This is a genomic window from Sphingomonas sp. P4_D12, assembly GCF_056401895.1.
The window spans coordinates 236,850-262,264 of sequence record NZ_JBFUIL010000001.1 but is presented as its reverse complement, the minus strand read 5'-3'; the positions used below and the strand labels follow the sequence as shown (position 1 = coordinate 262,264).

Annotated in this window: 14 protein-coding genes and 3 pseudogenes; 7 read left to right on the top strand and 10 right to left on the bottom strand. The window is 66.1% G+C overall.

What is annotated here, in order from left to right:
- Window positions 1-5: 5 nt before the first annotated feature.
- From AC1DSD_RS01220 to AC1DSD_RS01200, 5 genes and pseudogenes are all read right to left on the bottom strand, one after another.
- Window positions 6-4,472: pseudogene (locus tag AC1DSD_RS01220) on the bottom strand (YadA-like family protein); the annotation flags it as partial.
- A 461-nt stretch (window positions 4,473-4,933) separates the two neighbouring features.
- Window positions 4,934-5,012 (bottom strand): annotated as a pseudogene (locus AC1DSD_RS01215) (hypothetical protein); the annotation flags it as partial.
- Between the two features lie 222 nt (window positions 5,013-5,234).
- Window positions 5,235-8,987 (bottom strand): annotated as a pseudogene (locus AC1DSD_RS01210) (beta strand repeat-containing protein); the annotation flags it as partial.
- Between the two features lie 323 nt (window positions 8,988-9,310).
- Window positions 9,311-9,841: a hypothetical protein gene (locus AC1DSD_RS01205; protein ID WP_478027809.1), complete on the bottom strand. Its 531-nt coding sequence runs from the start codon at window positions 9,839-9,841 to the stop codon at window positions 9,311-9,313.
- A gap of 705 nt (window positions 9,842-10,546) precedes the next feature.
- Window positions 10,547-11,263, bottom strand: coding sequence for a response regulator transcription factor (locus AC1DSD_RS01200; RefSeq protein ID WP_478027807.1), 717 nt, complete (start codon window positions 11,261-11,263; stop codon window positions 10,547-10,549).
- Window positions 11,264-11,603: 340 nt separating this feature from the next.
- On the opposite strand from AC1DSD_RS01200, the gene AC1DSD_RS01195 reads away from it, so the two are divergent.
- Entirely contained in the window at window positions 11,604-12,113 is a 510-nt protein-coding gene (locus tag AC1DSD_RS01195) for an N-acetyltransferase family protein (RefSeq protein WP_478027806.1), read from the top strand.
- 109 nt (window positions 12,114-12,222) lie between these two features.
- Here the strand turns inward: AC1DSD_RS01195 and AC1DSD_RS01190 are convergent, their stop codons facing one another.
- The 3 genes from AC1DSD_RS01190 to AC1DSD_RS01180 are packed head-to-tail and all read right to left on the bottom strand — an operon-like array spanning window position 12,223 to window position 14,902.
- The gene (locus AC1DSD_RS01190; protein ID WP_478027804.1) at window positions 12,223-12,825 is read right to left on the bottom strand and encodes a TetR/AcrR family transcriptional regulator; all 603 of its coding nucleotides are present in this window, start codon (window positions 12,823-12,825) and stop codon (window positions 12,223-12,225) included.
- Window positions 12,825-14,519, bottom strand: a complete 1,695-nt coding sequence (locus tag AC1DSD_RS01185) for a sulfatase-like hydrolase/transferase (RefSeq protein WP_478027803.1) — start codon at window positions 14,517-14,519, stop codon at window positions 12,825-12,827. Before AC1DSD_RS01185 ends, AC1DSD_RS01190 begins: the two co-directional genes overlap by 1 nt.
- Entirely contained in the window at window positions 14,516-14,902 is a 387-nt protein-coding gene (locus tag AC1DSD_RS01180) for a hypothetical protein (protein WP_478027801.1), read from the bottom strand. The genes AC1DSD_RS01185 and AC1DSD_RS01180 overlap by 4 nt, the downstream gene beginning before the upstream one ends.
- A 110-nt stretch (window positions 14,903-15,012) precedes the next feature.
- On the opposite strand from AC1DSD_RS01180, the gene AC1DSD_RS01175 reads away from it, so the two are divergent.
- Complete coding sequence (locus AC1DSD_RS01175) at window positions 15,013-16,098, top strand: MBL fold metallo-hydrolase (RefSeq protein WP_478027799.1); 1,086 nt, start codon at window positions 15,013-15,015, stop codon at window positions 16,096-16,098.
- A gap of 34 nt (window positions 16,099-16,132) precedes the next feature.
- Here the strand turns inward: AC1DSD_RS01175 and AC1DSD_RS01170 are convergent, their stop codons facing one another.
- Complete coding sequence (locus AC1DSD_RS01170) at window positions 16,133-17,050, bottom strand: haloalkane dehalogenase (protein ID WP_478027797.1); 918 nt, start codon at window positions 17,048-17,050, stop codon at window positions 16,133-16,135.
- A gap of 75 nt (window positions 17,051-17,125) precedes the next feature.
- On the bottom strand, window positions 17,126-17,947 hold the full coding sequence (locus AC1DSD_RS01165) for a CDP-diacylglycerol diphosphatase (RefSeq protein WP_478027795.1): 822 nt from the start codon (window positions 17,945-17,947) through the stop codon (window positions 17,126-17,128).
- A 221-nt stretch (window positions 17,948-18,168) separates the two neighbouring features.
- Between AC1DSD_RS01165 and AC1DSD_RS01160 the strand changes: the two genes are divergently transcribed.
- The 5 genes from AC1DSD_RS01160 (at window position 18,169) to AC1DSD_RS01140 (ending at window position 25,284) form a co-directional block, all read left to right on the top strand.
- Window positions 18,169-18,888: a FadR/GntR family transcriptional regulator gene (locus tag AC1DSD_RS01160; protein ID WP_478027793.1), complete on the top strand. Its 720-nt coding sequence runs from the start codon at window positions 18,169-18,171 to the stop codon at window positions 18,886-18,888.
- A gap of 31 nt (window positions 18,889-18,919) precedes the next feature.
- On the top strand, window positions 18,920-19,390 hold the full coding sequence (locus tag AC1DSD_RS01155; protein ID WP_478027791.1) for a hypothetical protein: 471 nt from the start codon (window positions 18,920-18,922) through the stop codon (window positions 19,388-19,390).
- Between the two features lie 80 nt (window positions 19,391-19,470).
- On the top strand, window positions 19,471-20,679 hold the full coding sequence (locus tag AC1DSD_RS01150) for an efflux RND transporter periplasmic adaptor subunit (protein WP_478027789.1): 1,209 nt from the start codon (window positions 19,471-19,473) through the stop codon (window positions 20,677-20,679).
- A gap of 4 nt (window positions 20,680-20,683) precedes the next feature.
- Window positions 20,684-23,869, top strand: a complete 3,186-nt coding sequence (locus tag AC1DSD_RS01145) for an efflux RND transporter permease subunit (protein WP_478027788.1) — start codon at window positions 20,684-20,686, stop codon at window positions 23,867-23,869.
- Window positions 23,866-25,284, top strand: a complete 1,419-nt coding sequence (locus AC1DSD_RS01140; RefSeq protein ID WP_478027786.1) for an efflux transporter outer membrane subunit — start codon at window positions 23,866-23,868, stop codon at window positions 25,282-25,284. Before AC1DSD_RS01145 ends, AC1DSD_RS01140 begins: the two co-directional genes overlap by 4 nt.
- Window positions 25,285-25,415: the final 131 nt, after the last annotated feature.

Sequence of the window (25,415 nt, the reverse complement as noted above, 5' to 3'; positions counted from 1 at the left end):
TTGGATCAGAACTGGATGCCGAAGCCGGCATTGGCACCGACCCGCTGCTGGGTGTCGTAGGTCACCCCGGCCTTGAAGATGGTGCGACCGTCATCCATCACCCGCGAAAGACCGAGCGAGAAGGCCGACTGACCCTGATAGGTGCCGGCACCGAAAGCGAGCATGCCGCGCCCGGGTTCGAACGCCTGGGGAAGACCCGCCGCCGCCAGGGCGCCGGCGGTTCCTGCATTGGCATTCCGCTGGACCCTCCCAAGGTCGTACTGGATCCCGGCCAGCTTGATATCGGTATAGGCATTGGCCGAGGCCAGCGTGCTGGCCATACCGCTGTTGAGCTGCTGGACGTTGACCGCATCGGTCGGCGCGACACCCGCCGCGACATTGCTCAGCACCGTCGCCGGGCCGCCGGGGTTGAATGTCACCGACTTGCCGCCGGCGTCATATTGCACCGAATTGCCCGCGACCTGCTGCACCGCATAGAGTTGCGAGCCGTTGACGGCATCGGACGATCCCGCGTTCACGGCACCGGCGCCGACGTTCCGGACGACATTGCCGCCCATATTGACCACCGTGTTCTGCCCCACGGATAGGCCGCCATTGGCGGTCACCGTGCCGGCGAAGGTCGGACTGTCGGCCACCGCGACCTGGAGCTGGTTGCCGTTCAGCGTCACGACGGTGTTGGATCCGGCGGTGACGTTGAGCGTGCCGTTCGACCCGATGTTGGTCGCCGGGCCGCCATTGGCCTGGATATTCCAGCCGGCGCCGGCGGTCTGATTGATCGCCTGCAACGCGTCGTTGACGTTGTTGTAGTTGTTCCCGCCGACGTTCAGGTTGGTCGTGACGGTGCCGGTGCTCGGATCGTAGCTCGAATTGCCGCCCAGCCCCGCCGCCGTGCTGTTGCCCAGGTTGGTGACGTTATTGGCGACCGTGGTGACACTGCCGGCGATATTGGTCACGCGGTTGTCGAGGTTGGTGATCTGGGTGTTCTGCGCGCCCAGCGCATCGCCGACATTGTTGTACGTGTTGCCGCCGACCGCGTAGCTCGGCGCGGTATAGGCGCCGGTGGTGGGATTGTAGGACGCGCCGCCGCCCAGCGACGTGGCGGTGTTCTGCGCGACCTGGTTGAGCTGGCTGACATTGACCGCATCGGTCGGCGCCGAGCCTGCCGCGACATTGGTGACCTGGCGCTCGGCGCCCGCCGCGCCGACCGAGACTTCGCCGGCCGAGCTTTGCGGCGTGCCTAGGCCATAAGCGGAATAGCCGATCCGCGATCCCACCGTCGTCACCGCGCCCGCACCGAGCGCGACGCTGCCCGCGAAGCTTGCATTGGCGCCGGGTCCGATCGCGATCGACTGGATTCCGGTGGCGACCGAGTTGGTGCCGAGCGCGATACCGTCGGCTCGCGAGACCCGGGCATTCTGGCCGATCGCGTTGCCGCCGGGCGCGGTCTGATCGACTACCGCGCCATTGCCGATGCCGACGCCATTGTCGCCATTGACCACCGTAGTCGGTCCCACGGCCACGGAGTCGACCCCGACAGCCAGCGAGTCCAAAGCCACCGAATTGGCGTGGAAATATTTGGTCGAGGTGACCGACACCGATCCGATCGCGCCCTGAAGCTGGCGGAGCGTCACCGCGTCATTCGCCGCGGTACCGTCGGCGACGTTGATGATCTGGCGATATTCGCCGGTCGTCGAATTGCCGACCGACACCGCCCCGAGCAGCGTGGCATCGCTGGTATTATAGGGCACGAAGCCCAGCCCCGCCGGAATGGCGCCGATCGAAGGGGCGAGCGCGCGATCGGAGAGCGACCCGCTGCCCAGCGCGAGCGAGCCATCGACGCTCGCCACCGCATTGTTGCCCATCGCGATACTGTCGGTGTTGTTGGCCACAGCCTGCGGCCCGACCGCGACGCTGTTGGTGCCTACCGCCTGGCTGTCGGCGAGCGTCGAGGTGGAGTGGAAATATTTGATGCCGCCGCCATTGGTGATGTTGGTGACGGTCGCCCCGATGCTGGTCACGGTGTTACCGAGCGTGGTGACGGTGTTGCCGAGGTTGGTGACCGTATTGCCGAGATTGGTCACGTTCGTGCCGAGGCTGTCGACCGCCTGGTTGGTGGCGAACAGCTGCGATCCGTTGACCGCATCGGTCGACCCGCCATTGACCTGTCCCGCCGCGACATTGGTGATCGTCCGCTCGGCACCGACGGCACCGATGCTCAGCGTGCTGGTCGGCGAGGTTCCGGCGAAGGCATAATTGGTACCGTTGATCGTGATGCCGCCGGTCGCCACTGCCGCCGTCGTGGTCGAACCGTTGCCGAGCGCGATGTCGCCGGCATTGTTGGCCACCGCATTGGGGCCGATTGCGACCGAGTCCGTGCCCAGCGCCTGGCTGTCGGCCAAGGTCGAGGTGGCATGGAAATATTTGATGCCGCCGCCATTGGTGATGTTGGTGACGGTCGCCCCGATGCTGGTCACGGTGTTACCGAGCGTGGTGACGGTGTTGCCCAGGTTGGTGACCGTGCTGCCGAGGTTGGTCACGTTCGTGCCGAGGCTATCGACCGCCTGGTTGGTCGCGAACAGCTGCGATCCGTTGACCGCGTCGGTCGACCCGCCGTTGACCTGTCCCGCCGCGACATTGGTGATCGTCCGCTCGGCGCCTACCGCACCGATGCTCAGCGTGCTGGTCGGCGAGGTGCCGGCGAAGGCGTAGTTGCTGCCGTTGATCGTGATACCGCCGGTCGCCACCGCCGCCGTGGTGGTCGAGCCATTGCCGAGCGCGATGTCGCCGGCGTTATTGGCCACCGCGTTCGGCCCGATCGCGACCGAATCCGTGCCCAGCGCCTGGCTGTCGGCCAAGGTCGAGGTGGCGTGGAAGTACTTGATACCGCCGCCATTGTTGATGTTGTTGACCGTGTTGCCGAGATTGGTGATGTCGGTCGTATTCGTCGCCACCTGCTGGTTGGTCGCGTACAATTGCGAGCCGTTGACCCCATCGGTCGACGTCGCATTGATCGCGCCCGGCGCGACGTTGGTGATGACCTTATTGCCGGCATTGATGCCGGTGGTAGTGACGCTGGGCCCGCCGGCGATGGTCAGGCCGCTAGTGTTCAGCAGCGTCCCGCCGGCCGTCACGCTGTTGACCGTCAGGTCGGGGTTGGTGGCGACCGTTATGTCGGTCCCGGTGCGCGTGACCTTGATATTCTGTCCGTCGAGGAACTGGACCGTGCCGCCTGGCGCGACATTGGTCGCCGCATCGCCATTGGTGCGGACGTTCCAACCCGCATTCGCCGCCTGGCTGGTCGCGAACAGCTGCGAGCCGTTGACCGCGTCGGTCGAGGTCGCACTGATCACGCCCGGCGCGACGTTGGTGATGACCTTGTTGGCCGCGTTGATCCCGGCGGTGGTCACGCTCGGCCCGCCGGTGATGGTCAGGCCGTTGGTGTTGAGCAGGCTGTTGCCGGTGGTGACGCTGGTGAACACCGGGGCGTCCGCCATTTGCAGGTTGATCGCCCCCGTCACCGGGTCGGTCACCGTTTTCAGATTGGCGCCCGAATAGCTGCCCGCCGTGGTCGCCGTGCCCTGGATGCTCAGGGTCGCGCCGAGGTCGCGATGGACGATGCCCGCGGTCGCGTCGTTGGCGGTGAAGTTCAGGCCGGTGGTCACCACGCCGCCGGTCGACGCGGTCAGCTGGCTGACATTGACCGCATCGGTCGGGTTCACGCCCGCCGCGACATTGGTGATGGTCGTGCCGGCCGCGTTGATCCCGATATTGGTCAGGCTCGGACCGGTGCCGCCATTGGTGGTGAAGCCGGTGCTGGTGATGCTGGCACCGCCCGCGCCGCCGACATTCACCGCGGTGCCGATCGCCAGGACCGGGGCGAGGTTGAACCCGACATTGTTGCTGGCCGCGGTCTTGCTGACCACGATGTTGCCGTCGCTATTGTTCAGGTCGACACTGGTGCCCGTAGCGCTGGCCACACCGACATTGGTCGCGTTGGCGCCCTGGGCCGTCACGTTCCAGCCGGCGGTGGCCGCCTGGCTGGTGGCGAACAGTTGCGAGCCGTTGACCGCATCGGTCGAGGTCGCATTGATCGCCCCAGGCGCGACATTGGTGATGACCTTGTTGGCCGCGTTGATCCCGGCGATGGTCACGCTCGGACCGCCGGTGATGGTCAGGCCATTGGTGTTGAGCAGGCTGTTGCCGGTGGTGACGCTGGTGAACACCGGAGCGTCCGCCATCTGCAGGTTGATCGCGCCCGTCGCCGGGTCGGTCACCGTCTTCAGATTGGCACCCGAATAGCTGCCCGCCGTGGTTGCCGTGCCCTTGATCGATAGGGTCGCGCCGAGGTCGCGATGGACGATGCCGGCGGTCGCGTCGTTGGCGGTGAAGTTCAGGCCCGCGGCCACCGCGCCGCCGGTCGACGCTGTCAGCTGGCTGACATTGACCGCGTCGGTCGGGTTCACGCCTGACGCGACATTGGTGATGGTCGTCCCGCCCGCGTTGATCCCGGCGGTGGTCACGCTCGGTCCGCCGGTGATCGTCAGGCCGTTGGTGTTGAGCAGGCTGTTGCCGGTGGTGACGCTGGTGAAGGCCGGCGTCGCCGAGGTCGCGATCTGCACTTCCGCGCCGTTCTGGGTGATCGCGATATTGTTGCCCGCCGTATAGGTCACGGTCCCACCGGGAGCGACGTTCTGCACGCTGGTGCCGGTCACCGTGCCGGTGCCGGTTGCCGCCGTGGTCGCATTCCATCCGGCCGACGCGGTGGTGTTCACCGCGGTCAGCGCCGACTGCACATTGTTGTAGGTGTTACCGCCGACCGACAGGCCGGCCGTCACCGTATCCGTCGTCGGATTATAGACCGACGTCCCGCCCAGCGAGGTCGCGACGCTCTGGCCCAGATTGTCGAGGCCCGTTCCGACCGCCCCGATCGCCTGGTTGGTGGCGAACAGCTGCGACCCGTTGATCGCATCGGTCGAGCTGCCGCTGATGCGGCCCGCGGCGACATTGGTGATGGTCCGTTCGGCGCCGGGTGCCCCGACGCTTACCGTGCTGCTGGGCGTGGTGCCGACAAAGGCATAATTGGTGCCGTTGATCGTCACGCCCGCCGTCCCCACCGCCGTCGCGGTGACCGAGCCCGAGCCCAGCGCCACATCGCCCGCGCTTGCCGCGGCGATGGCGCCGTTGCCCAGCGCGACATTGCCGGCAAGGCCGGCCGCGCCCGCGGTCGAGCCATTGCCGAGCGCGACGCTGCCCTGGCCGATCGCCTTGTTGTTGTTGCCGATCGCGACCGCGCCATTGGCCTGGTTCGCGGCCGTCGCCGTCGCGGTCCCATCGCTATTGGCGATGTTGTTGGCGCCGCCGGTGAACGCACCGGTGCCGCTGGCGAAGCTCGGATCGCCGATCGCCACCGCGCCGTCGCCGAACGCGGTGTTGGAGCGTCCGATCGCCACCGCGCCGCCGGCGGCGGTGCCGGCAGTGGCCGTGCTCAGATTGCCGATCGCGACGTTCGTGCCGGTCGCGCCGGTCGTGGCGGAATCGCCGACCGCGACCGAGGAGGCACTGCCGGATGTTGCCTTATATCCCAACGCGACCGAATTCGTGAAACCGGCAACCGTGTTCTGCCCGATGGCGACGGCGCGTTGCCCCGATGCCGAGGCTGCAGTCCCTAGGAGCGGGGTGCCGCCGCCACTGCCGATCGCGATGGCTCCTGAGGCGGTCGCGCCGGCCCCGGTCGTTGGGCCCGCGCCGATGGCGATCGCATAGGCGCTGCTTCCGGACGCCGCCGCCCCGAGCGCAATCGAATTCGTGCCGAGCGCTGCGGCTTGGGAACCGATCGCCGTCGCGTTGCTCTGGCCGGTACGCGCCGAACCGCCGACCGCGACCGCCCCAAAATCGGCGCCCGAACTTTGATTGAGGGCGCCATTGCCGATCGCGACGCTGTTCGAAGCCGCCGAAACCGCGTTCGGCCCCGAGGCGACGGAGTTCAGGCCGGTCGCGCCATTATTCGTGTAGTTGCCGCGCACGGTGCCACCGTCATTCACGCTGTAATAATGCCCCTGCACCGCAGCGGTGGCGGTGGTCAGCTGGCTGACATTGACGGCGTCGGTCGGGTTCACCCCGGCCGCGACATTGGTGATGGTCGTGCCGGCCGCGTTGATGCCGGTGGTAGTCACGCTGGGGCCGCCGGCGATGGTCAGGCCGTTGGTGTTGAGCAGGCTGTTGCCGGTGGTGACGCTGGTGAACACCGGGGCGTCCGCCATCTGCAGATTGATCGACCCCGTGGCCGGGTCGGTCACCGTTTTCAGATTGGCGCCCGAATAGCTGCCCGCCGTGGTCGCCGTGCCCTTGATCGTCAAGGCCGTGCCAAGGTCGCGGTGAACGATGCCGGCGGTCGCGTCATTGCCGGTGAAGTTCTGACCGGTGGTCACCACCGCACCGGTCGACGAGGTCAGCTGGCTGACGTTGACGGCATCGGTCGGATTCACGCCCGCCGCGACATTGGTGATCTTCGTGCCGGCCGCGTTGATCCCGGTGGTGGTCACACTCGGGCCGCCGGCGATGGTCAGGCCGGTGGTACCCAGCACCGTGCCGCCCGCGGTCACGCTGTTGACCGTCACATCGTTGGCCAGATCGAAGGTGACGTCGTTGCTGGCCGTGCCCTTGGTCACGACGATGTTGCCGTCGCCGTTCTTCAGGTCGATGCTGTTGCCGGTCGCGCTGGTCGCGCCGACATTGGTCGCGTTGGCGCCCTGGGCGCTCACCGTCCAGCCCTGGCCCAGCGCGCCTACTGCCTGGTTGGTGGCGAACAGCTGCGATCCGTTGATCGCATCGGTCGAGCTGCCGCTGATGCGACCCGCGGCGACATTGGTGATGGTGCGCTGATCGGTCCCGCTGCCGACGCTAACGGTGCTGGTCGGCGTCGTGCCGGCGAAATTATAGGTCGTGCCGCCGATCACCGCGCTCGCCGTACCGACCGCTGCCGCCGTGACCGAGCCCGAACCCAGCGCTACGTCGCGCGCATTGTTCGCGATCGCGGAGTCGCCGAACGCCACCGCGCCCGCCGCAAGCGCACTGCTGGTGTTGCCTAGCGCCACACTGCCCTGGCCGACCGCCTTGTTGCCATTGCCGATCGCGACCGCGCCATTGGCCTGGTTCGCGGCCGTCGCCGTCGCCGTTCCATCGCTGTTGGCGATGTTGTTGGCGCCGCCAGTGAAGGCGCCGGTGCCGCTGGCATAGCTCGGATCGCCGATCGCCACTGCGCCGTCGCCGAACGCGGTGTTGCCGGCGCCGATGGCGGTGGCCTTGCCGCCCGTCGCGGTCGAGCCCCTGCCGACCGCCACAGCATCGGTCGAGTTCGCCACTGCGCCGAGGCCGACCGCCACAGCGTTCGCGGCCGTCGCACTGGAATTGTTGCCGACCGCGACCGCGGCCGTGCCCGTGCCCTGCGCTCCCGAACCTGCGGCAACGGAGCCGATTCCACTCGACACTGCCCCATTGCCCAAGGCTAACGCGAAATTGGCCGAGGCATTGGCGGAGGGACCGAATGCTGCCGCGCTTGTCGCCGTTGCCTGTGCGGCGGTCCCGACCGCGGCGGCGGCGTTGCCGGACGCCGTACTCTGGCGACCGATTGCCATGGAGTCGGTCTGGGATGCGGTCACGTCCGTGCCGATGGCGATCGCGCTCCCGGCTAGGGCGCCTGTTCCGGCGCCGGTGCGGGCGCCCAGATAGATGGAGTTCACACCGCTGGCAGTCGCTCCAAGGCCAATGGCCGCGGCGTTGGCCTGGCTGGCTTGAGCGTTATGGCCGATCGACGTAGTGTTATTGACGGTAACGCCGATACCGGCATTGGTGCCGATCGCGACGTTGTCGGTGCCCGTGACCAGACTGCCCGCGGAGGCGGAAAGCGTAGCGTCATAAGCGACCGTGCCGTCGCCGGTGCCGAGGGCGACGTTGCGCTGGCCCGTGACGCCGGAACCGGCGCCTCTCAAGACGTTGGGGACACCCCCGCCGACAGCGGTGTTCTGTCCGCCGCTGACGAGCGTGCCCGCCGCAATGCCCACCGCAACCGAGCTCGCGTTGCCGGTGGTGGATCCCGCGCCAGCGCCCTGACCGACCGCAACCGTGCTGCCGCCGACGGCTGTCGCCTGCGCTCCGAGCGCGGTCGCACTGTTACCAGCCGCCTGAGCACCGTTACCGACGGCGGTGGAGGCAGTGCCTGTGGCGGCGGACACCCGGCCGAGGGAAAGGGAAGAATCGCCGCTAGCTACCGATCCGTAGCCCCCAGCCAACGCCCAGTTATTGCTGGCGGTGGAGCCGACGCCAACGGCGGTGGAATTTCCTCCCGTTGCCTGGGCGTTGGTGCCCAGCGCGCTGGCACCGGCCGCGGCGGCATTTGCTGCAACGCCAATCGCGACAGTGTTGATGTTGCTTGAAGTCGCGCCGCCGCCGATCGCCACGGCCCCGCCGGCGCCTGTGGCCGACGCGTCTTGGCCGATTGCCACCGAATATTGTGTCGATGAAATCGCGCGAGTTCCGATCCCAATCGCATTGAGCTGGGAAGCCGTCACATCGGTGCCGATGCCGATGGCCCCCTGCGCAAGCGCTCCGGTTCCCGCGAGGCTACGCGCGCCGAGATAGACAGAGTTGATCTGGGTCGCGGCGGCCTGGAAGCCGATGGCGACGGCGTTCTGGGCGGCAGCGTTGGTATTATGACCTTCCGCCACGGAATCCTGTCCAGATGCCGTTGCCGTATTGCCAATCGCGACACTATCCGCCCCGCTCGCGGTCGCAGTCTGGGTGGTCGTGCCGATCGCAATGCTCCGGGGCCCCGACGCCGTGCCGTTTCCGACGGAGGTCTGGGCAAATGCCGGCGCGGGCAAGCCGAGCGCGGCGATCGCGGCCAGGCCGCCGATCACGCTCGCCGGGCTCGCAGACGCCAGCAGCACCGAGCGGGCACCGCCGCCGAAGCCGAGCGATCCGACGCCCATGTCCTTGTGGTCGACGCCCAGCACGCGATGCGCGCGGCGCAGCACCGCCATCAGCCGCCGCCGCTGTGACCAGCTCGCGCCTTCCGCGCCAACGACCCAGTTTGCGGCAAAGCGAGTGCGACGAACATTCTGCGACTCATACCCGGACATGGCACTTCCCCTTGTTGAACTGGCCGCGGCACCTCGACCGATGGCCCGGAGCGAACACACAGCGTCCCCACCGCCCCGACGCGCGGGGACGCTTTCACGACTTCCGAACTTCAAATTACGGCTATTGGAGAGGGCCGAGCGACGCGCCTTGGCTCATCCCGGCCCTCCCGGCATCACCCGATGTCGGCGCCTCGCGCAACGGTCACCACCACACAGGCGTTGCCGCTGGCGATCAGCATCGCCTGACCCTGATTGCCGCCGAGATTGTAGAGCGGCACACCGGACAGCGAGCCCGCGATGACACTGCCCGCCGGCAGCAGGGCAACGACGTCCTTGCACGCACGCTGGAACGGCGCGACGCGGACCAGCTGCCCCTCGCACTTCGTGCCGACCGGCGTCGCCACGACGACCCCGGCAGCCTGAGAATTGTAGGCGGCGGTCTTATACGTCATGCCGAGCACACCCACCACGCCATGCGCGTCCGGCGCTGCCTTCTCGGTCTGCACTTGCCCCGAATAATCGGAGCCGAGCGCGACCGTCTGGCCGAGCGCCGAGAAGAGATTGGCGCATTTGCGCACGCCGAGCTGGCCGACCTGGGCCTGGAATGGATTGGCGGGTTGGGCCGGTGCCGCTGCCTGCGGCGTGGCGGCGACGTTACCCGCCAGAAAGGCGGTGCCCAACGTGGCGAGCATCAGGCGCCGCACGCCCCGTCCGGAAACAGTCGCGCGGCGGGAAAGGGCAGAAACTGCCCTGAATTGCTTGATCACACCAATACCCCTTTTCGTTACACAAGCGCCCCACTTGGATAATCATCCAAGAAGTTGCTTCGACACCCTCACCAATAGATGGATTAGACGTTTTGACCCCATCTGACCCCTTTTGTCAGCACTACCAGACTAAGCAGACAAATTGGGCTATGCAATAGGTATTAAACGGATTTTTCTTAGTTAACAGTGAGTTAATCTGGTCGGATTTAGTATGATATCGACGTCTAGATGGGAAAATATACTGAATGATACTAATTCCGACTGACTTTCGATTGTAAACAGTTGTAACGAAACTGTTTCAATTGTCGTTCGGGGACATGTTCGCGGCCGGCGCGGCAAGCGAGTCGGCGGAAATGCAAAGTCTGGAGTCGTGCGCGATCCGCTTTTTCGTCATGCCGGCCTTGTGCCCGTTCGAGCTTTGGCTTGCCCCCGGCAAGCCAAGATCGTGTCCGGGGGACACGATCTCGCTCGAACGCCACCAGGCGGCAAGCCCGGGAAAAGAAGCTCTTGCTATGCGCCAACCTGCACGGTGGATGCCGGGACAAGCCCGGCATGACGGCTAAATGTGATGCCCGACTACGACAGCTCGCTCCGACAGTTCGCTCCAAAGTGGCCGCGGTCGCGTGCTATTCGCAGCCCAGGCTAACGCTCGAGCGCGCGGCGCCTGTCCAATCGGAGTTGGGCCGAGAAGAGATAGCCTTGCCCGTGCACCGTCTGGATCGGCGCGGGGGAGCCGGTGGCGCCTTCGATCTTGCGCCGCAATCGGCGGATCACGGCGTCGAGATTCTTGTCCCCGACCGCATCGTCCGCATAACCGAGTTCAGCACGCAATTCCGCGCGCGAGACGACCGTTCCCGTCTGGCTCAGCAGGCGCCGGACGAATTTCGCTTCGACCGCGCTGAGCTTCACCGACGGCCCGTTCGGCGCCTGCAGCCTCCAGTGGTTGGTATCGAAGAACCAATCGGACGACGCGGCGGGTGCCGCACGCGCGACCCCGTTAAGGGCGAGGCGGCGGAGCAGGTTGCGCAAGCCGTGGATCAGCTCTTCGCCATCGACCGGCTTAGTGAAATGGAGGTCCGCCCCGCTCTCGAAGCACGCGATGCGATTGCGCGCCTCGTTTCCGGTGCTCAGGGCGATGATGCCGATATTTCCCATCCCGCGCAGCCAGGACAGAATATCCAGCCCTGCCCCTTCGGCAAGATCGGCGTCGACGACGGCGATATCGCAGCCGCTCGTTGCCATGGAGCGATAGAATTCCAGCGGCGATGCGATCGCTTCGACGTCGAATCCCTCACGCTGCAGGCACTCGTGCAGCACCGCACGAGATCGCGCATCCCCTTCGATAAGGATGATGCGCATTATGCTACCGAATTCGGCTGCGAAATCAGTCGCCGGAAATCTGGTAAAAAATCTAAGCGGATCAAATGGTTGAGAGATATACCTTGGAAAGGAAATACCAATTTCACCACAACCCCCTGATAATACGTCAGAGTAATTGCTTAGGTAGGTCCGGATCGGAACTCAATACGCCAGGCAAGCAGTTCATCGCATCCGAGGCATGTATCGCAGCGATACGGAATCGCATCCAGCAGAATACGGTGTTGAGAGCTTATTCTTCGGCAGGGCGATGATCGCAAAAATTCGAAAAGCGCGGCGCCACCCGGTTGCGTCGGTCGCGATGGCTTGCGAGGTTGCGGCCATGACCGAGCTTTGCATCCGTCCCATTCGGCCCGACGACGCCGCGTCGATCGCGGCGATCTATGCGCATCATGTGCTGCACGGCACCGCGACGTTCGATACCGAGCCCCCTGAGGTCGCGGCATGGCGCGAGAAGATCGCGTCGATCACCGCGCGCGGATGGCCGTTCGTGGTCGCCGAGCGGGACGGCGCCGTGGTCGGCTATGCCTATGCCACCCAATTCCGCGACCGCCCGGCTTATGCCGAGACTTGCGAGAACAGCATCTATCTCGCGCCCGACCAGCTCGGCCGGGGGATCGGATCGCGCTTGCTGGCCGCGCTGGTGGCGGCGGCGCACCGGGCGGGATTTCGCCAGATGATCGCGGTCATCGGCGGCAGCGAGCCCGCCTCGGTCGCGCTGCACGCCAAATGCGGCTTCGTCCATGCCGGCAGGATGATCGGCGTCGGCCGCAAGTTCGGTCGGATATTGGATACAATATACATGCAGCGCGCGCTGGACGGCGAGGGCTAGGCCGGGAGCCCAAGCTGGCCGCTGTTGTTGAACCGATCCATTCCCCAAACTCGTCATCCCCGCGAAAGCGGGGATGACGAACACGACCCAACCTAAAGACTCGCGCGCGTCACGCCGCCGGGCCGGAGCCCTCCGCGCCGGCCAGCCGCAGCACTTCGCGCAGGACGATCCGGCGCGCCAGGTCGATCGACAGACCCTGCTCGTCGCGCAGCCGCTGCCACGCCTCAAAGCTCAACATCAGGTCGATCGTCTCGAACCGCACCTCGTCCTCGGTGATCGCGCGCGGCAGAAACGAGCGCAGCCGCTGCCGCATCATCCCCAGCATGCGGGCATGTTCGGCCTGGATCGCCGGCGACATGTGGCGATGCGCGTCGCCCGCGCGCTTGAACGGCAACAGGCGTTCGTAGGTCGCCGTCCGTCGCTCGATCGCCTCGATCAGCTGGCCTTGCCACTCCGTCGAATCGAACGGGATCAGCCACATCTCATAATGTTCGGCCAGCCGCCCGGTCATCGCGGCGTAGAGGCTTTCCATGTCGGTGAAGTGCCGGAACACCGTGCGCAGGCCGACTTTGGCGCGCGACGCCACCTCCTCGGCGCTCGGCGTGATCCGCCCCTCGGCGACCAGCTCGAGCATCGCCGCGACGATAGCGTTGCGGCTGTTCTGGGAGCGGCGGCGGCGGCCGTCCGGCGCCATGACGTCGGGTGGGTTCATCAGTTGGACCAGTAAATATAGGTTTCGCCGGCGCGCGGCCTGGTACCAAGCGGCCGATCGATCGCGATCGGCGTGCGGATCAGCGAGGGCCAGGCCGGCTTTACGCTGTCGCGATCATGCAGCGCGATCAGCCCCTTGAGCCGCGCCACCACGTCGGGATGGAGCGAGGCGACGTCGCGCCGCTCGGTCGGGTCGGTCTTCATGTCGTAGAGCAACGCGACATGCGGCAAATCGAGCAGTTGCAACTTCCAGTCGCCGTCGCGCACCACGCGATACGGCCCGCTGCGCCAGAACAACGTGTTGTGCGGCGCACCGGTGCGCTTGCCCTCGACGAACGGCATCAGGTCGACGCCGTCGATCACGCGGTCCTTGGGGAGCGCCGCGCCCGCGACGTCGCCGGCGGTCGAGAAGATATCGAAATGGCTGACCGGCCCCGCAATACTGGTGCCCGGACGGATTTTCGCCGGCCAGCGCATGAAGAACGGCACCTTGACGCCGCCTTCGAAGAAGGTCGCTTTCCAGCCGCGATAGGGACGATTGATGTCGGGCAGCCCGATATAATGCGCGCCGCCATTGTCGCTGGTGAAGATGACCAACGTATTCTGGTCGAGCCCCTGCGCCTTGAGCGTCGCCATCACCCGCCCGACGCCGCGGTCGAGCGCGCGGATCATCGCGGCATACACCCTCAAACGGTGATCGGCGATCTGCGGCAGCGCGTCGTAATCGGCCTTGAGCGCCTGAAGCGGCGTGTGCGGCGCGTTATACGCCAGATAGAGGAAGAACGGCCGGTTGCGGTTGGCGCCGATCGCCGCGACCGCCTGATCGGTCAGATAGTCGGTCATGTAGCGCGCCGGCCGGAATCGCTCGCTGCCATTGTACTGGACGCTGAACGGAAGGTTGGCCCAAAGGAATTTGTCGATCGGGTCGAAATCCTGTTTCGAGTTTTCGATGTCGGGGCTGTTCTCGGGCAAATACATCTGCCCGCCGATCATGAAGCCCAGGCTTTCGTCGAATCCCTGTTCCTCGGGCCGCATGCCCTTGCCGTCGCCGAGATGCCATTTGCCGAGATGCATGGTGTGATAGCCGCGTGTCCGGAGCAATTCGGCGATGGTGATCTCGCTGCCCGGCACGCCCTTGTCGGCGGTGGTCGCCGGCGCGCGCGCGGCATCCTCGTCGAAGATCGTCTTGTGTTCCCAATCGGTCTTGAAGTTGGCGATATTGCGCGAAAACGCGGCGTCGGTGCGGATCAGGCCGGAGGGGAACCAGGCCGGCGGGTGAACTTCCGCGGGCGTGAATTCGTAGCCGAAGCGCGTGGGATAGCGCCCGGTCATCAGCGCCGCGCGGCTGGGCGCGCAGGTCGCATTGCCGGCATAGCCATCGGCGAAGCTCACGCCGCCGCGGCCCAGGGCATCGATATTGGGCGTCTTGAGCAAGCCCCCGGCGACCCCGCCGCCATTGAAGCTGATATCGTTATAGCCGAGATCGTCGGCCACGATCAGCACGATATTGGGCGGCCGTTTGTCCGCCGGCACCGCGGCGGTCGCGGGACCGGGCTGCCATTTGACCGGACGGTTGTCGGCGACGCGCGGCGCGATCCATCCCGGCAAATGGAGAAAGACGTAATCCTTGGCAGCGAACCCCGCCAAGCCGATCACGCCGACCGTGCCGAGCGTCCACTTGGCCCATGTCTTCATTGCCGCGGCTCCGCGTCGAACGTGCGCCAGCCCCAGGCCAGCAGTGCAATCATGATCGCTTCAGCCGCCATCGGCGTGAACGCGATCGTCGGCGCCCCGTCGGCGACCAGGCTGATCATGCGGCCGACGATGGCGATCGACAACAAGGACAGCGGGACGAGCAGCGGCGAGCGCCATGCCCGCCACGCAGCGACCAGCGCGAAGACGCCGCCGGTGACGAAGAAGGCGGTGAAATCGGCGCGCATCGTCGCCATTCCCTGCGTCCCCAACGAGGTCAGGAAAAAGCGCAATCCCGCTTGCGCCGGGTCGAGCAGGAAGCCGAGCCCCAGCACGATGTTGAACAGCCCGACCAGACCCACGACAACGCGAACGATAGTGCGCATCCGACCCCTCCCCTGTTTTGCGCATTGTAACACCCGCAACGTGCAGCGCAATGTTTCGGCATTGATAATGCCAAAAGATGCGCGCATCCTTCCGGCATAGGGAGAAGGGGATGCGGAAACGGATCGTCGCCGCAATCGCGGTGGCTTTGGCGGCAGTCATCGGCATGGCATCGTTCCAGCGGCAAGCGGGCGCGATGATGCTGGGCGCGGCGCTCGACGAGCGCGCCGGGCTGGACCGGACGGCCGCGCTGAGCGATGGGCTGCATGTCGGCTTGTGCGGGACCGGATCCCCGCTGCCCGACCCGACGCGTGCCGGCGCCTGCACGGTGATCATTGCGGGCAAGCACATCTTCGTGGTCGATTCGGGCGAAGGCGGCGCGCGCAACGTCGCTCTGATGGGCATCCCCAACGGGCGGATCGACGGCGTCTTCCTGACGCATTTCCATTCGGACCATATCGACGGCCTGGGACCGATGATGCTGCTGCGCTGGACCGGCAACGCCGCGACCAGCCCGCTGCCGATCTATGGGCCGCCCGGCATCGAGCGCGTGGTCGCCGGGTTCGACACCGCTTATGCGCTCGATTCGGGCTATCGCACCGCGCATCACGGCCCGGCGATCGCGCCGCCGTCGGGCGCCGGCGGGGTCGCCCGGCCCTTCGCCATCCCGCCGCGCGGATCGAACGACAGCGTGGTCGTGTTCGAGCGCGACGGCCTGCGCGTCTCCGCCTTCCGCGTCGATCACGGGCCGGTCGATCCGGCGATCGGCTATCGCTTCGACTATAAAGGCCGGTCGGTGGTGGTGAGCGGCGATACCACCACGAGCACGGCGTTGGTCGCGGCAGCGCGCGGCGCCGATCTGCTGGTCCATGAAGGACTGCAGCCCGAGCTCGTCAAGCTCACGACCGCGGCGCTGACCCGGCGTGGGATCAAGGGCACCGCGCAGATCACACGCGACATCTTGAGCTATCACGCCTCGCCTGAAGCGGTCGCGCGCGAGGCGCAAGCGGCGGGGGTGCGCTTCGTGGTGTTCAGTCACGTCATCCCGCAACTACCATCGCGGATGATGTATCCGGCGTTCCTGGGCGACGCGCGGCTTCTCTATGACGGGCCGATCCTGGTCGGCGAAGACGGGATGATGTTCAGCCTGCTCCCCGGATTGCGCGGGGTGGAGTTCACGCGGCTGCCGATCGGTTAAATTTCCGCAGGCGGGAACAGCTCGTTGACGACCTTCACGCCGCGACGCCCGTATCGACGCGGATGAGATCGTCGATCAGGGCGCACAATTCCGCGGGCGCATCCTCCTGGATGAAGTGACCGCCCCCGGCGATGATCTGGTGCGGCTGACCGCGCGCGCCGGGCACGCGCTCGATGAAGGCGCGTTCCCCGCCTTTGGTCACGGCATCCTTGTCGCCGAATGCGGTCAACACCGGCCGCTCGAACCGCTCGAGCACGGCCCAAGCAGCGCGGTTCTCCGCAACCGAAGCGTGATCGGGCGTGATCGGCACCAAAACCGGAAACTGGCGCGCACCTTCCTTGTAGCTTTCGTCGGGGAATGGCGCGTCATAGGCCGCGATCTCGGCGGCGGTGAGGTCGCGTGTGGTCCCGCCGTTGACGATGAAGCCGACCGGAAATTGCGGCACGTTCTGGCTGAACGCGAGCCAGGCGTCGAACCCCTCGGACGATCCCGTCCCGACCGGCAGACCGGTGTTCGACACGACCAGCCGCGCGAAACGATCGGGAAAGGCCGCGACCAGCCGCAGCCCGATCAGCCCGCCCCAATCCTGGCAGAACAGGGTGATGTCGGTCAGGTCGAGTGCGGTGAGCCAATCGCTCGTCCAGGCGACGTGACGCTCATAGGTATAGTCGGTCCGTGCCGCCGGTTTGTCCGACTTGCCGAAGCCGATCAGGTCGGGCGCGATCACGCGATGTCCGCGCGCGACCAGATCGGGGACGAACTTGCGGTAGAGATACGACCAGCTCGGCTCGCCGTGCATCAGCAGGATCGGCGCGGCGTCGCGCGGGCCCTCATCGACATAATGGATGCGCAGCTCGGTGCCGTCGGCATCGGTCACCATGAGGTAATGCGACGCGAACGGATAATCGGCCAGATCGATGAAGCGCTCGCCCGGCGTTCTCAGCACTTCCACGGCACCTTCCCCTCGCTCTATTTATTGGCACTATGCGTGCCATAATAGCCACGAGCGGTCAACGCGAGCGCAGGGTCAGCCTCCGGCGCCGTGCCCGACGCACTGGTGATCCTGCAGATCCTCGCCTGACCCGTCATAATCCGCCGCCGGGTCGGCGCGCGCCGCAAGCAGCACGAATCCCGGCCCATCGGAGAAGGTCGCGCCCGCCAGCACCAGCGTCCAGGCGCCCATCTCGGCTGGCGGCACCTTCAATCCCTTGGCCAAGGCGGTGAACGGCTCGGTCGGCACGCTGTCGTCGCCATCGATGCGCAACGCGTAATAGCCATGGCCGGCGAGCGTGATCGGTGCCGACCAGCCTCGGCCAAGCGTCGTGAGGCGCCGGTGGAGATCGTCGCGGACATCGATGCGCAGACAATCGACGTGCAGGTGGAGCAGGTCCTGCGACCGCCCGTAGATCGAGTTGACCGCGATCCCGACATCGTCGCGAGTCAACGTCGTGCCGAGCCGCTGGTCGACCAGCCGGCGCACGCGCCAGGCGGGATCGAAATAATTGGTCGCGCCGGGCGCGAGCAATTGCGCGTCCTCGATCCCGGTGATCAGCCGCGTCGGCATGACCAGATACTGGCTGACGCCGACGCGGTCCTTGAGCACGACATAGCCTGTGTCGACGCCGCTACCGATCGACACCTCGGTACAGGGATCGGGCTTGCCGCTCGCCTGCTGATCGGGGACGCATTTGCCGTTGACGATGCCCCACAGCACCTGACCATTGGCATGGACCGGCGGTGGCGGCAGGACGACCGCCGATCGCGGCGCACTCATCGGCGTCGCGCATCCCGCGAGGAACGCGCTGCCTATGATAGCAAGAATGGCGCCGAGACCTCTGGATCGCGTCATCTATTTCCCTTTTGCGCCCCGAGCGCGCGAGGCATCCTATAGCGGCGCGTCTCGCGGCGCCCAAGCAGGCGCTCGCCTGATGGCGCCAGTCCCCGCGCAACCTCGCCAGCGCGCACGGGCCGTTGCCGCTGTCCGCCTTGTTGATCGTCATCGGCTTTTCGAGGGTCTCCGTGCCGCCACGGGGTTGCGCCGAGGCGTCATCATGCGCATCGTCTTGCCGCATGAGCGAGAGGGTACGCGCCATCGAAGGCGGGTCTCTGGTCGATCGCGCGGTCCGCTGCGTGCGCGACCATATCCGCGACAACGACCTGAAGGTCGGCGACACGTTGCCCGGAGAGGGCGCGTTCGCGGAGCAATTGGGCGTCGGCCGCGCGGTGATGCGCGAAGCCTTTTCGACCCTGGCCGCCTTACACCAGATCGATGTCGGCAATGGCCGCAAGGCCCGCGTCGCGGCGATCGACGGGTGGGTGTTGTCGACCTTGCTCGACCATGCCGTCGCCACCGCGCAAGTCACCGTCAACGAGATCTGGGATGTCCGCCGCACGCTGGAATTGCGCACCGCAGAACTCGCCGCGATCCGGCGCAGCGACGGGGAAGCGCGCGCGATCATCGGCCATGCCCAGGCGATGGCGGCGCATGGCGATGACCTCGACGAACTGACTCGCCACGACATCGCCTTCCACCAGGCGATCGCCAAAGCGAGCGGCAACGTGCTGCTCTACAACATCATCCGTTCGTTCGAATCGCTGATGACCATCGCCGTGCCCACCGCCTGGCACACCCGCACCACCGCCGAGCAGCGGGTGATGGTGCTCGACCAGCATCACCGTCTGGCGGAAGCGATCGCCAACCGCGACACCGCCGCCGCAGTGGCCGAAATGAACACGCATTTCGATACGTCGATCGCCGATTTGTTTGCGCGCTATTCGGCAGCGATCTAGGGCAACTCGCTCCACGATCTGGAGTCGCGCGATGATAGCCAGCCTGTTCGCCGTCCTGTTGCTGCAGGCGGCACCCGCCACCGCCGCGCCCGTCTGCACCGCCACCATCGCGCCGCCGGCGGGACTCGAAGCATGGAGCGTGGCGCCCGGCATGACCGGCGATGTGATCGCACCGGGCAAGAATATCGCGCTGACGCTCGAACCGATCGACAGCGTCACCTTCCCGCTGCCGCTCGAACGCAAGCCCGCCGCGGGCACGTTCGGTGGGGTCTATCACGTCACCGTGGCGACCGCGGGCACCTATCGTGTGGCGTTGCAGAATGGCGCGTGGATTGACCTGGTGCGCGACGGCAAGTCGTTGACTTCGGTCGCGCATATGGAAGGCGCGCCCTGTTCGGGGATCCGCAAGATCGTCGACTTCGCGCTGCAACCGGGCACCTATATTGTGCAATTGTCGGGCGCGAAGACCGCGCAAACGCGGATCCTGATCGCAACGAAATAGCGTGTTGCGGGTTCGCGACTGATAAAATTTGCGACAAAGCGGTGTTTGACACGCACCGATCGGGAAACCATCAGCCGCCCATGCCTTTACTTCCCCATCGTCGGGTGGCGCGGTCCGCCCTTGCCGCCCTATCGATCGGCTTGTTCGCGCTGACCGCGTGCGGCGCGCGCGACAATGAAGCGAAGGGTGGCCGGCGCGGCCAGCAAGGCACGCCCGAGGTCGGCTATATCGTCATCCAGCCGGCCAGCGTCCCGATGGTGACCGAACTCGCCGCGCGGACCAATGCCTATCAAACGTCCGAGGTCCGGCCGCAGGTATCGGGCATCATTCGCAAGCGCTTCTTCACCGAAGGGTCGTTCGTCAGGAAGGGCCAACCGCTCTATCAGATCGACCCCAGCCTCTATCGCGCGGCGACCAACCAGGCCGCCGCCAATCTAGCCAGCGCGCAGGCGAGCGCCGAGGCAGCCAAGATCAAGGCCGATCGCTACGCCCCCTTGGCCAAGGAGCAAGCAGTCGCGGCGCAGGATTACACCGACGCCGCCGCCGCGGCGCGCCAGGCCAGCGCCGCGGTCGCCCAGAACCGCGCCGCGCTGGACACCGCGAAGATCAACCTGCGTTTCACCACCGTGCCCGCGCCGATCAGCGGCAAAATCGGCCGATCGCTGTTCACCGAAGGCGCCTTGGTCGCCAACAACCAGACCGATCCGCTGGCGGTGATCTCGGCGCTCGACCCGATCTATGTCGATATCCAGCAAAGCTCCGCCGACCTATTGCGCCTGCGCCGCGCGCTCGCCGGCGGTGGGGCGGTGCCGACCAAGGCCGAAGTCCATCTGAAGCTCGAGGATGGCAGCGATTACGGCTATGTCGGCAGCGTCGAATTCTCCGAAGTCACGGTCGATCCGACGACCGGTACGGTGAATTTGCGCGCGCGCTTCCCCAATCCGCAGGGACTGTTGCTGCCCGGCATGTTCGTCCGCGCCAACTTCGCCCAGGCGAGCGACCCCAATGCGTTCCTGATCCCGCAGACCGCGGTGACGCGCGATCCCCAGGGCAACGCTCAAGTCTATGTGCTGAGCGCCGACAATAAAGCGATCCCGCGTACTGTGACGACGTCGCGTACCGTCGGTATCAATTGGGTGGTGACCGGCGGCCTGAAACAGGGCGACAAGGTGATCACCGAGGGGATCGGCAAGCTGAAACCTAACCAGCCGGTCAAGGCGGTACCCGCCGGCTCGCCGCAGAAGATCGGGGCGCCGCAAGGGGGCAAGCGCACCGGCAAGGGCGGCTGAGCCCATGTCGCGCATCTTCATCGACCGGCCGATCTTCGCCTGGGTCATCGCGATCATCATCATGCTGGTCGGGCTGGGCAGCATCTTCACGCTGCCGGTCGAGCAATTCCCCGACGTGGCGCCGCCGCAGGTCAATATCCGCGCGACCTATCCGGGCGCGTCGGCGGTCACGCTGGAAAACAGCGTCACCCAGGTGATCGAACAGCAGCTGACGGGGATCGACGGGCTGCTCTATTTCAGCTCGAATTCGTCGTCGCGAGGCCAGGTGACGATCAGCGCGACCTTCCAGAAGGGCACCAACCCCGACATCGCGCAGGTCCAGGTCCAGAACAAGGTGCAGCAGGCGCTGAGCCGCTTGCCCCAGCAGGTCCAACAACAGGGCCTGACGGTGACCAAGTCCAACCCCGACTTCCTGCTGATCGCGGCGATCTACGACACCACCGACCAGAAGACGAATATCGACGTCTCCGACTATCTGGTGTCGAATCTGCAGGACTCGATCGGGCGCATCCCGGGCGTCGGCGACACCAACGTGTTCGGCGCGCAATATGGCATGCGCATCTGGCTCAACCCCGACAAACTGCAAAGCTACAGCCTGGTCCCCGCCGACATCACCACCGCAATCACTGCGCAGAATGCCGAAGTCGCGGCGGGCGAGGTCGGCGCGGTGCCGAGCGGCCCCGACCAGATGCTCGACGCGACCGTCACCGCGCAGTCGCGCCTGTCGACGCCCGCGCAATTCGCCAACATCGTCGTCAAGACCCAGCCCGACGGATCGACCGTGCGGCTGGCCGATGTCGCACGGATCGAACTCGGCGCGGAAAGCTATGCGTCGATCAGCCGCGTCAACGGCCATCCCGGCGCCGGCATCGCGGTCAGCCTGGCGCCGGGCGCCGACGCCCTGACCACCGCCGAGCTGGTCAAGAAAGAGATCGAGAACCAGTCGAAGAACTTCCCGCAGGGCTTTGCCTACGATTTCCCCAACGATTCGACGACCTTCATCAAGCTGTCGATCAACGACGTGGTGAAGACGTTGTTCGAGGCGATCGTGCTGGTCGTCATCGTCATGTTCGTCTTCCTGCAGAGTTGGCGCGCGACCCTGATCCCGACGATCGCCGTGCCGGTCGTGTTGCTCGGCACGTTCGGCGTGTTCGCCATCGCCGGCTTCTCGATCAACACGCTGACCCTGTTCGGCCTGGTCCTCGCGATCGGCCTGCTGGTCGACGACGCCATCGTCGTGGTCGAGAATGTCGAGCGCGTGATGGAGGAGAATCCGGGGATGTCTCCCCGCGACGCCACCATCCAGTCGATGAGCGAGATCCAGATCGCGCTGGTCGCGATCGCGTTGGTCCTGTCGGCGGTGTTCCTGCCGATGGCGTTCTTCGGCGGATCGACCGGGGTGATCTATCGCCAATTCTCGCTCACGATCGTGTCGGCGATGGTGCTGTCGGTGGTCGTCGCGCTGATCCTGACGCCGGCGCTGACCACGACCTTGCTCAAGCGTAAGGAAGAGGAGCGCCACGACGGCTGGGTCTATCGCCACACCGAAAAAGCGCGCGTCTGGTTCAACACCAATTTTGAGCGGATGGTGAATTGGTACACCGCCCGCGTGGCCAGGGTGGTCGACCGCAAATGGCTGTTCCTGGCGATCTATGCCTGCGTCATCGCGATCCTGGTGATCCTGTTCGTGCGACTGCCGACCGGCTTCCTGCCGACCGAGGACCAGGGCTTCGCACAGATTCAGTTCAACCTGCCCGCCGGCGCGACGATCAACCGCACCCAGGCCGCGCAGAAGACGATCGAGGATTATTTCCTCAAGACCGAAGGGAAGAATACCGCTGCCATCTTGAGCGTCGCGGGTGCCGGTGGTGGCGGCGGCGGCGGTGGCGGGCAGAACGCCGGCCGCGGCTTCGTCGCGCTCAAGGATTGGAGCGAGCGCAAGGGCAGCGAGAACGGCGCCGATGCGATCACCAACCGCGCGACCAAGGCGCTGGGTGCCTTACGTGACGTCGAATTCTACGCGACCGTGCCGGCGGCTGTGCGCGGCCTCGGCCAATCGTCGGGCTTCACCGTCGAGCTGGAGAATAGCGGCGGCCTGACTCGTGACCAGTTCCGGGCGGCGCGCGACAAGTTGCTGGCCGATGCCCGCGCCGATCCGACACTCGCTGCGGTGCGCCCGAGCGACTTGCCCGACCAGCCCACGCTCAAGGTCGACACCGACGCCCAGAAACTGTCGGTGCTCGGGCTGACCCAGGCCAGTGTCAATGCGACCCTTTCGACCGCCTGGGGCGGCAGCTATGTCAACGACTTCAACGACCGCGGCCGCGTCAAACGCGTCTATGTCCAGGGTGATGCGCCGTACCGCTCGTCGCCCGAGGATATCGCCAAATGGTATGTCCGCGGGACAAACGGGCAGATGGTCCCCTTCTCCTCTTTCGCAACCATCTCCTGGTCGAACGCGCCGACTTCGTTGAGCCGCTTCAACGGCATTTCCTCGTACGAAATCTCCGGCCAGTCGGCGCCGGGCAAGAGCTCGGGCGATGCGATGAAGCGGATCGAGGAAATGGCCGCCAAGATCCCGGGTACCTCGATCGAGTGGAGCGGCGCGTCGTATCAGGAGCGTCTGTCCTCGGGCCAGGCGCCGATCCTCTACGGCCTGTCGTTGTTGGTCGTGTTCCTGTGCCTGGCCGCGCTGTACGAGAGCTGGACGATCCCGATCGCGGTGCTGCTGATCATTCCGCTCGGTCTGGTCGGGTCGGTGTTCGCGGTGACGCTGCGTGGGCTGCAGAACGACGTCTATCTGCAGATCGGCCTGCTGACGACCATGGGCTTGGCGGCCAAGAACGCGATCCTGATGATCGAATTCGCCGAACAGGCGGAGAAATCGGGCAAGCGCGTGATCGAGGCCGCGCTGGAAGCCGCGCGCATCCGTCTCCGCCCGATCCTGATGACCAGCTTCGCGTTCATCTTCGGCGTGCTGCCGCTGGCGATCGCGACCGGTGCCGGCGCCAACAGCCGCGTCGCGATCGGCACCGCGGTGATCGGCGGCATGCTGACCGCGACGATCCTGGCGGTGTTCTACATCCCGTTGTTCTTCGTGCTGGTCCGTCGCACGGCGCGCGATGCGCTGAAGCACCTCCACCACGAGCATCCGGCCCCGCCGCCGGCCGAACCGGAGGCGACGGCATGATCCGCAAGCTGACCGCCGTGACGATGATGGCGAGCCTGACCGCCTGTTCGCTCGCACCCAAATATGTCCGCCCGGCAACGCCGGTGCCGCAGAGCTGGCCGGTCGGCGACGCCTATCTGCGCAGCAGCGAAGCGGCGCTGCCGACGGTGCGCTATCAGGACATCTTCCGCGATCCGCGGCTGCAGGCGCTGATCACCCAGGCGCTGGCCAACAATCGCGACCTGCGCGTCGCTGCCGCCAATATCGCCGCGGCGCGCGGGCAGTTCCGCATCCAGCGCGCCGAATTGCTGCCCGAGGTGGACGCCAATGCCGGCGCAACCTTCCGCGGCGGCCAGGGATCGACCGGGTCGAAATCGAGCTTCGACACCAATATCGGCATCAACGCGTTCGAGGTCGACCTGTTCGGGCGCATCCGCTCGGAAAGCGACCGCGCGCTCAACAGCTATTTCGCGACCGAAGCGGCGGCGCGCGCGACGCGGCTGACGATGATCGGCGACATCGCCGACGGTTGGCTGGCCTATGCATCGGACAAGAGCCTGCTCAAGATCGCGCAGGACACCGCGGCCAGCGCGCAGAAGAGCGTCGAGCTGACGCAAAAACGCCTCAACGGCGGGATCGCGCCGCGCACCGATCTGCGCCAGGCGCAATTGACGCTCGACACCGCCAGGGCCGACGTCGCCAACCAGACGACCTTGCTGGCGCAGGACGTCAACGCGCTGCAATTGCTGGTCGGCGCGCCGATCGATCCGGCCAATTTGCCCAATTCGATCGATGAAGCCGGCGCGACGCTGGCGGAACTCCCGGCGGGGCTCGATTCGTCGATCCTGCTTCGCCGTCCCGACGTGGTCGAGGCCGAATATCAATTGCGCGCCGCCAATGCCGAGATCGGCGCGGCGCGCGCGGCCTTGTTTCCCAAGATCAGCCTGACCGGGCTGGTCGGCTTCGTCAGCAACGCGCTGGGCTCGCTGTTCACTGGCGGCGCCTTCAACTGGCAGGCCGGCGGCGCCGCAACCTATCCGATCTTCCGCGCCGGCGCCGGCAAGGCCAATGTCGACGTCACCAAGGCGCAGCGCGACGCCGCGGTCGCGACCTACGAAAAGACCATCCAGACCGCCTTCCGCGAAGTCGCCGACGCACTCGCGCGGCGCGGTACGATTACCGATCAGCTGACCGCGACGCGCGACCAGCTCGACGCCGCGGCGGACAATTACAAGCTGTCGGACATGCGGTACCGCGGCGGGATCGATTCCTATCTCGACAGCCTGGTCGCACAGCGCTCGCTCTATTCGGCGCAGCAGACGCTGATCAACACTCAGCTGATCCGCGCGAGCAACCTGGTCACGCTGTATCGCGCCTTGGGTGGCGATTCATTGGTCGAGGCTACCAGGGACGGACCGAAAGCGCCGGCGAATTAGGACGGATCCACCTTCGTATCTCCCCTCCCGGTAAGGGAGGGGCGCTTACGAGATAGGCAGGTCGAAATGCCCCCCGGGCATTTCTAAATTATGCCGGGGGCATGATTTACCTGCCAATCTCGTAAACGGGG